Below are 6833 nucleotides of genomic sequence, written 5' to 3' on the forward strand. Positions count from 1 at the left end.
AAGGAAGAGGGAGCCGCATGCCTCGAAGTGAGTTCGGCCGCGAGCTGACGGTGTCCGCGCCGCCCGCGCAGGCGTGGGAGACGCTGATCGACGTGCCCGTGCTGGTGTCGTGGATCAGCGTGCTCGAACAGGCCGAGGAGCAGCAGCACCTGGAGAGGTACACGGCGGTGCTGCTCGACCGTCTCGGCCCGTTCAAGCTCCGTGCCGACCTCGCCATCACGCTGAGCGACGTGCGCACCGGGGAGCACGTGACGGTGCACGCCGAGGGCGAGGACCGCCAGGTCGGCTCCCGGCTCGTCGTCGACGCCACGCTCGACCTCGAGCCGGCCGGCGACGGCGGCGGCACCACGGTGCGGGTCGCCGGCGTGTACGAGGTGACCGGCAAGGTCGCGGCCATGGGCGGCGGCACCATCAACAAGAAGGCGGAGAAGATCATCGGCGAGTTCTTCTCCAACGCGGAGAAGGTGCTGGGCGCCGCATGACGCTTCCGCCGTTCGCCCTCGTGCGCCCCACCACGCTCGACGAGGCGCTGCGCGAGCTGACCGAGGACTCGGTGCCGTACTGCGGCGGCACCGAGCTCCTGCTCGCCATGCGCGCCGGCCTGCACCGGCCCGACGCCCTCGTCGACCTCAAGCGGATCCCGGAGCTCACCGGGGTCCGAGCCGGCGACGGCATGCTGGTCATCGGCGCGGCCGAGCGGCACGCCGACCTCGCCACCCATCCGCTGATCCTGGAGCGGCTGCCGGTCTTCGCCCGCATGGAGAAGCACATCGGCAACGCCCGGGTGCGCAACCAGGGGTCCATCGGCGGCAACCTCTGCTTCGCCGAGCCCAAGTCCGACGTCGCGACGCTGCTCATGGCGCTCGAGGCGTCGGTCACCCTGGTCAGCCCGGGCGGCCGGCGCACGGTGACGGTCGAGGAGCTCATCGTCGGCCCGTACTACGCGGAGAAGGAGCCCGACGAGATCCTCGTCGACGTGCGCATCCCGCTGCGCGACGGGCTGCGCGGCGCGTACGTGAAGTTCCAGACCATGGAGCGCCCGACGGTCGGTGTCGCGGTGCTGGCCGACGACGCCGCCGGCTGGTACCGGCTGGGCGTCGGCGCCGTCGGCGAGGTGCCGCTGGCGTGGTCGTTCGGCTCGCTCGCCGAGATCGACCCCGACGACATCGCGTCCCGGGTCGACCCCACCCCGGACCTCGCCGGGTCCGAGGAGTACAAGCGGCACGTGACGGCGGTGTACGTCCGGCGCGCCCTGGCCAAGCTGGAGCAGGTGAGCTCATGACGGAGTCCGTGTCCGAGTCGGTGGCGACCTCCGGGCCGCCCCGCGTCCCGGTGACGGTCGGCGTCAACGGCGTCAGCGTCAGCCGGCAGGTCGAGCCGAGGTCGGTGCTGGTCGACTTCCTGCGCGAGGACCTGGGCCTCACGGGGACGAAGGTGAGCTGCGAGCTGCAGGTGTGCGGCGTGTGCACCGTGCTGGTCGACGGCCGCCCGGTCAGCGCGTGCACCTTCCTCACCGCCGACGCCGACGGCGCCGACGTCACCACCGTCGAGGGACTCTCCGACGGCCAGACCCTGCACCCGCTGCAGGAGTCGTTCGTCGACCACTTCGCGCTGCAGTGCGGGTTCTGCACGCCGGGCTTCCTCATGATGTCGAAGGCGCTGCTCGACGGCGACGAGGTCCCCGACCGCGAGGCCATCGTCGAGCACCTCGAGGGCAACATCTGCCGGTGCACGGGGTACGAGCCGATCGTCGAGGCCGTCGAGCACGTGGCCGAGAAGCTGCGGGGAGGCCCGCATGGGTGAGAACGTCGTCGGGCAGTCGGTCCGGCGTCCCGACCTGGTCGAGAAGGTCACCGGCGCGGCGGAGTACTGCGTCGACGTGACGATGCCCGGCATGGCGCACGCGAAGGTCGTGCGCTCCGACCGCGCGCACGCGCGCATCACCGGCATCGACGTCGCGGAGGCGCTGGCCGCGCCCGGCGTGGTGGCGGTCGTGACGGCCGCCGACATCGCGTCGCTGCACGCGCGGTTCGGCCACATCATCACCGACCACTGGATCCTGGCGCCTGACAAGGTCCGCTACTACGGCGAGCCGGTCGCCGTCGTCGTCGCCGAGACGGTCGCGGCCGCCGCTGACGCCGTCGAGCTGGTCCGGGTGTCCTACGAGGACCTGCCGGCGGTCATGGACGCCGAGGCCGCGCTCGCCGACGGCGCACCGCTGGTGCACGAGCAGGCCTACGAGGCCACGGGCGACGAGTCGTTCAAGAACCTCTCGCACGTCGATGAGGGCGACGGCGCCCAGCAGGTGCCGTCGAACGTCGCACACGAGGTCACCATCGGCTGGGGCGAGGTCGACGCCGCCTTCGCCGACAGCGCCGTCGTGGTCGAGAACACCGTCCACTTCCCCATGCTCTACGCCTACGCCATGGAGCCGTACAACGCCGTCGCGTCGTACGCCGAGGGCGCGCTGAGCGTCGTCTCCACGGCGCAGCACCCGTACATGGTCCGCGACGACCTCGCCCGCGTCTTCGACCTGCCGCTGTCGCGCGTGCGGGTCACGTCGCCGTACCTCGGGGGCGGCTACGGCTCGAAGTCGTACACGAAGGTCGAGCCGCTGGCGTCGGTGGCGTCGTGGGTCACGGGCCGGCCGGTGAAGCTGACCCTCACCGTCGAGGAGGCCATCTACACCACCCGGGTCGACTCCGCGAAGATCTGGGTCAAGAGCGGGTTCGCCGCCGACGGCACCATCCTCGCCCGCGAGTTCGACGTGGTCATGGACTCCGGCGCGTACGCCGACAACAGCCCGCTGGTCATGGCCAAGACGGTGAACCGCTGCTTCGGGCCGTACCGGGTGCCGAACCTGAGGGTCCGCGGACTCTCCGTCTACACGAACACGTCACCGGCGTCGTCCTACCGCGGGTTCGGCGCGCCTCAGGGTGCCCTGGCCGGCGAGACCAACCTCGACCGCGCGGCCGAGCAGCTCGGCATCTCCGGCGCGGACATCCGCCGGCGCAACCTCGTGCGCAAGGGCGAGGAGATCCTGCCGGGCAAGCGCGGCATCGACGCCGACATCCCGGCCGACCTCGAGATGGTCGTCGAGTCGCTGGAGCGCGACCGCAAGGACGTCCCGTACTACGGCATCGGCTTCGGCTGCACCGCATCCGACGCCGGCGCCTACCCGATCTCGACCGCACAGGTGCGCATCCAGATCGACGGCTCGGTGCTGGTGCTCAGCGGCTCGACCGAGATGGGCCAGGGCAGCCGCTCGCTGCTCGCCCAGGTGGCCGCCGAGGAACTGGGCGTCGACCTCGCCGTCGTCAAGGTCGTCCAGTCCGACACGTCGGTCACGCCGTACGAGCGCACCACCGGTGCCAGCCGCACCAGCACGCTGGTCGGGCTGGCGCTGCAGCGGGCCTGCGCCGACGCGCGGTCGCGGATGCGCGACATGGCCGCCGAGCTGTTCGAGTGCGCGCCCGGCGAGGTCCGCGACCGCCCCGGCGCGGTCGCCGCGCCGGACGGCCGCGAGCTCGACTTCGGTTCCGTCGTCCGCCAGTGGTTCGGCGGCTCGGCCGGCGAGGTCACCGGCGTCGGGCTGCTCCGACGCGACGGCGCCACCCAGAAGATGCCGCCGTTCTGGGAGGTCGGCATGGTCGGCGTCGCGGTCGAGATCGACCCCGAGACCGGGGTCGTCGCCGTCGACCAGCTGGTCACCGTCGCCGACGTCGGCTTCGCCATCAACCCGCGCGCCGTCGAGGGGCAGGACCTCGGCGCCGCCACCCAGGGACTGGGGATGGCGCTGCACGAGGAACTGGTCTACGACGGACCCCAGCTGGCCAACGCCAACGTGGTCGACTACCGCGTGCCCCGGACGACCGACCTCCCGCGCAAGATCGACCTCATGATTGCCGAGCGCAGGGACGGTGTGGGACCGTATGGCGCTAAAGGTGCGGGCGAGGGCACGCTCAACCCCATCGGAGGGGCCGTGGCGGCGGCGGTGGCGCGTGCCGTCGGGCGGTGGCCCGACCGACTTCCGCTCACTCCCGAGCGCGTGTGGCGCCTGATGAACCGCGATTGACTAATGTATTCCCGAGTAATACGGGAGGCAGGGGAAGAATCATGGCGAAGGCGAAGGCAGCCGCCGCGGACAACGGTCAGTCAGCGGCCGGCCAGGAGGTCCTCGACCGGCTCGCCCAGTCCGTCCGCGGCACGTTCCAGACCGTCGAGGACATGACGCAGTCGTTCATCCGCGAGGCGATCCTCCAGGGACACTTCCCGCCGGGGCAGCGGCTGAACCTCGACAACATCGCCGCGACGCTCGGCGTGAGCCGCATGCCGGTCCGCGCCAGCCTGCGTCAGCTCGAGGGCGAGGGCCTGGTCCGCATCCACGCGCACCGAGGCGTCACCGTCTCGGTCCTGCTCCCCGACGAGATCGCCGAGATCTACGAGCTTCGCATCCTGCTCGAGACGTACCTGCTCGAGCGGGCCATGCCGCACCTCACCGAGGACATCCTGCGCGACCTGCGCCGGTCGGCCGAGGCCATGGAGGCCGCCGCCGACCTCGCCGACGGCCTCGAGATCCGCAAGGACTTCTACGAGAAGCTCTACGCGCTGGCCGAGCGGCCGCGCGCGCTGGCCGAGGCCAAGCACTTGCGCGGCTCGGTCGGGCGCTACCTGCTGCTGCTGCGCGTCACCGAGGAGCACGGCGGCCACCCCGGCCTGCTGTCGCACCTCGAGAAGGGCGACCTCGAGGGCGGCAAGAAGTGGCTCACCGACCACCTCTCGCACGTGTCCGAGGAGCTGCAGAAGCTGGTCTCCGAGAACGACCCCGCGGCGGCGGCCCGCTGAGAGCCGCCCGCGGGGGGCAGCGGTCAGGTCTCGGGACGCACGTACGCGTCCCAGGCGGTGCCGCACTCCTCGCACTGGTAGAGCACGGCCACGAAGCCGCGCGCGTCCACCTGGTCCGCGCGGCTCAGCTCGATCTTCGTGCCGGAGTCGCACTCGGGGCAGTACTCGTCGCTGACGTTCACGCATCCTCCAGTCGGTAGGCCACCCCGAACACCAGCAGCCCGCCGGCCGTGAGCGTCAGCGGGCCGATGAGGTCGCCGTCGGTGGCCGGGTCGAGGTCGCCGTCGGCGATGGTCAGCACGACGTGCGGTCGCTCGCCGAACTCCGCGCTCATCTTCTGCTTGGTCAGCTCCACGATGTCACCCTCGGCGTGCTCGAGCACGTGCCGGTGGATCGGGTGGCAGGCGGTGTCCGTCGGCGTCGCGTTGGCCGGCAGTGCGGCATAGACCAGCGCGCGCAGCCCCGGTCCGGCGGGGTCGGTCATGACGCGGCTCCTTGGGTCCGTGATGTGGTTTAGATATCGTATCGAAAATCACTCGGCTGAGGGGATGGACGGATGACGGACCTGCCCGCCGGAGACGACGAGACGCGCGGCCCGCTGCGCCGGCGCGACTTCGCGATCTACTGGTGGGCCGGCATCGTCTCGAGCCCTGGCAACTGGGCCAGCAACGTCTGCGCCTCCGTCCTCATGCTCTCGCTGACCGGCTCGCCGTTCATGGTCGGCGTGGTCAACTTCGCGATCTTCATCCCCAACCTGCTCTTCAGTCTGCCCGCGGGCGCGCTGGGCGACCGGGTCGAGCGCCGTCGCATGGTCGTCGTCACCCAGTCGGTCGCGCTGGCGACCGCCGTGGTCATGGCGGTGCTGAGCGGGACGGGCGCCTTGACGCCGTTGCTGCTGGTCGCGACCTGCTTCGTGCTGGGGACGGCCAACGCGTTCACGAAGCCGCCGATGCTCGCGCTCATCGCGCTACTGGTTCCGCGTCCGATGGTGGCCCGGGCGACCGCGCTGAACGTGGTGCAGTTCCAGTTCGGGCAGATCGCCGGCCCCGGCATCGCGTCGGTGATCCTGCTGACCGCCACCCCCACGTGGGCGTTCGCGATCAACGCCGTCAGTTGTCTCGGCCCGATCGTCGCGATGCTCCTCATCCGCCTCGGCAGTGCGGCCGATCGCGGCTCGGTGAAGAAGGCGGGCTCCGGTGGCGTCGTCGAAGGGCTGCGGTTCGTCGCCCGGACCCCGCTGATGCCCGCGATCCTGCTCGCGGTCGTGCTCACCAACGCCGCCGTCGAGGCGCTGCGGACGCTGGCGCCCACGCTTTCGGCGGAACTCGATCTGCCCGACGCGGCCGGCGTGGTCATCATGGGCAACAGCATCGGCGCGATGCTGGGCCTGGTGACGTTCGGGCTCATCGAGAAGGTGCTCCCGCGGCGCTGGATGCTCACGACGGCGTTCGCCCTGCAGGCGCTCGGGGCCGCCGTGGTCGCGGTGGGCGGCAGCCTGCCCGTCCTGGCCCTGGGCGCTCTGCCCATCGGCATCGGGTTCTCGCTGAGCATCCCGCTGCTCAGCGCGTCGCTGCAGATGCTCTCGCCCGACAACTTCCGCAGCCGGGTCATGGCCGTCTTCTCGATGGCGCACCTGGGCCTGCGTCCGCTGTTCGCCCTGGCGGCCGGAGCGCTCGCGTCGGTGTTCGGCGGCGCCTGGTCGCTCGCGGTGTTCGCCGTCGCCGCCGCGGCCGTGGCCGTGGTGATCCGCCGCCTGCACGTCGACACCGCCGACTGACCCGGCGGCAGGTCCCGCTGGTGTCCTGTGCCGTCCGCCGTCCGCCGTCGGCCGGCGCGAAATGACGCTTCTATGTCAAGCGGTTGGCTGGTGGCAGGTCAGCGGTGGGATGTCGCGGCGGAGCGTGCGGTGGATGACGTCGGTGAGGTGGCGTTTGAGCACGCGCATGGCGCCGCGTTTGCCTTTGTTGTCGAGGTGTTTGGCGATCAGG

8 protein-coding genes are annotated in these 6833 nt (G+C 71.3%); 6 read left to right on the forward strand and 2 right to left on the reverse strand.

Features of this window, described 5'->3' with window-relative positions:
• Positions 1-17: 17 nt before the first annotated feature.
• Genes E1212_RS24925 through E1212_RS24945 form a run of 5 tightly spaced genes read left to right on the forward strand, consistent with a single transcriptional unit; the run spans position 18 to position 4845 of the window.
• On the forward strand, positions 18-482 hold the full coding sequence (locus E1212_RS24925) for an SRPBCC family protein (protein ID WP_131987510.1): 465 nt from the start codon (positions 18-20) through the stop codon (positions 480-482).
• On the forward strand, positions 479-1282 hold the full coding sequence (locus tag E1212_RS24930) for an FAD binding domain-containing protein (protein ID WP_131987512.1): 804 nt from the start codon (positions 479-481) through the stop codon (positions 1280-1282). The genes E1212_RS24925 and E1212_RS24930 overlap by 4 nt, the downstream gene beginning before the upstream one ends.
• Positions 1279-1803, forward strand: coding sequence for a (2Fe-2S)-binding protein (locus E1212_RS24935; protein WP_131987514.1), 525 nt, complete (start codon positions 1279-1281; stop codon positions 1801-1803). Before E1212_RS24930 ends, E1212_RS24935 begins: the two co-directional genes overlap by 4 nt.
• Complete coding sequence (locus E1212_RS24940) at positions 1796-4075, forward strand: xanthine dehydrogenase family protein molybdopterin-binding subunit (RefSeq protein WP_131987516.1); 2280 nt, start codon at positions 1796-1798, stop codon at positions 4073-4075. Before E1212_RS24935 ends, E1212_RS24940 begins: the two co-directional genes overlap by 8 nt.
• Positions 4076-4116: 41 nt before the next feature.
• On the forward strand, positions 4117-4845 hold the full coding sequence (locus tag E1212_RS24945) for a GntR family transcriptional regulator (protein ID WP_131987518.1): 729 nt from the start codon (positions 4117-4119) through the stop codon (positions 4843-4845).
• A 23-nt stretch (positions 4846-4868) separates the two neighbouring features.
• Here E1212_RS24945 and E1212_RS29655 read toward each other — a convergent pair whose 3' ends face one another.
• Both E1212_RS29655 and E1212_RS24950 read right to left on the reverse strand, forming a co-directional pair.
• On the reverse strand, positions 4869-5027 hold the full coding sequence (locus E1212_RS29655; RefSeq protein WP_162605619.1) for a hypothetical protein: 159 nt from the start codon (positions 5025-5027) through the stop codon (positions 4869-4871).
• Entirely contained in the window at positions 5024-5329 is a 306-nt protein-coding gene (locus E1212_RS24950; RefSeq protein ID WP_131987520.1) for a hypothetical protein, read from the reverse strand. The genes E1212_RS29655 and E1212_RS24950 overlap by 4 nt, the downstream gene beginning before the upstream one ends.
• 72 nt (positions 5330-5401) lie before the next feature.
• Between E1212_RS24950 and E1212_RS24955 the strand changes: the two genes are divergently transcribed.
• Positions 5402-6622, forward strand: coding sequence for an MFS transporter (locus E1212_RS24955; RefSeq protein WP_131987522.1), 1221 nt, complete (start codon positions 5402-5404; stop codon positions 6620-6622).
• Positions 6623-6833 lie beyond the last annotated feature (211 nt).

It is taken from the genome of Jiangella ureilytica (assembly GCF_004348545.1).
GTDB lineage: Bacteria > Actinomycetota > Actinomycetes > Jiangellales > Jiangellaceae > Jiangella > Jiangella ureilytica.

Coding starts and splice junctions, on each gene's coding strand:
- E1212_RS24950 (WP_131987520.1), bottom strand. CDS start 5,329: ATGACCGACCCCGCCGGACCGGGGCTGCGCGCGCTGGTCTATGCCGCA.
- E1212_RS24940 (WP_131987516.1), top strand. CDS start 1,796: ATGGGTGAGAACGTCGTCGGGCAGTCGGTCCGGCGTCCCGACCTGGTC.
- E1212_RS24935 (WP_131987514.1), top strand. CDS start 1,279: ATGACGGAGTCCGTGTCCGAGTCGGTGGCGACCTCCGGGCCGCCCCGC.
- E1212_RS24955 (WP_131987522.1), top strand. CDS start 5,402: ATGACGGACCTGCCCGCCGGAGACGACGAGACGCGCGGCCCGCTGCGC.
- E1212_RS24945 (WP_131987518.1), top strand. CDS start 4,117: ATGGCGAAGGCGAAGGCAGCCGCCGCGGACAACGGTCAGTCAGCGGCC.
- E1212_RS24930 (WP_131987512.1), top strand. CDS start 479: ATGACGCTTCCGCCGTTCGCCCTCGTGCGCCCCACCACGCTCGACGAG.
- E1212_RS24925 (WP_131987510.1), top strand. CDS start 18: ATGCCTCGAAGTGAGTTCGGCCGCGAGCTGACGGTGTCCGCGCCGCCC.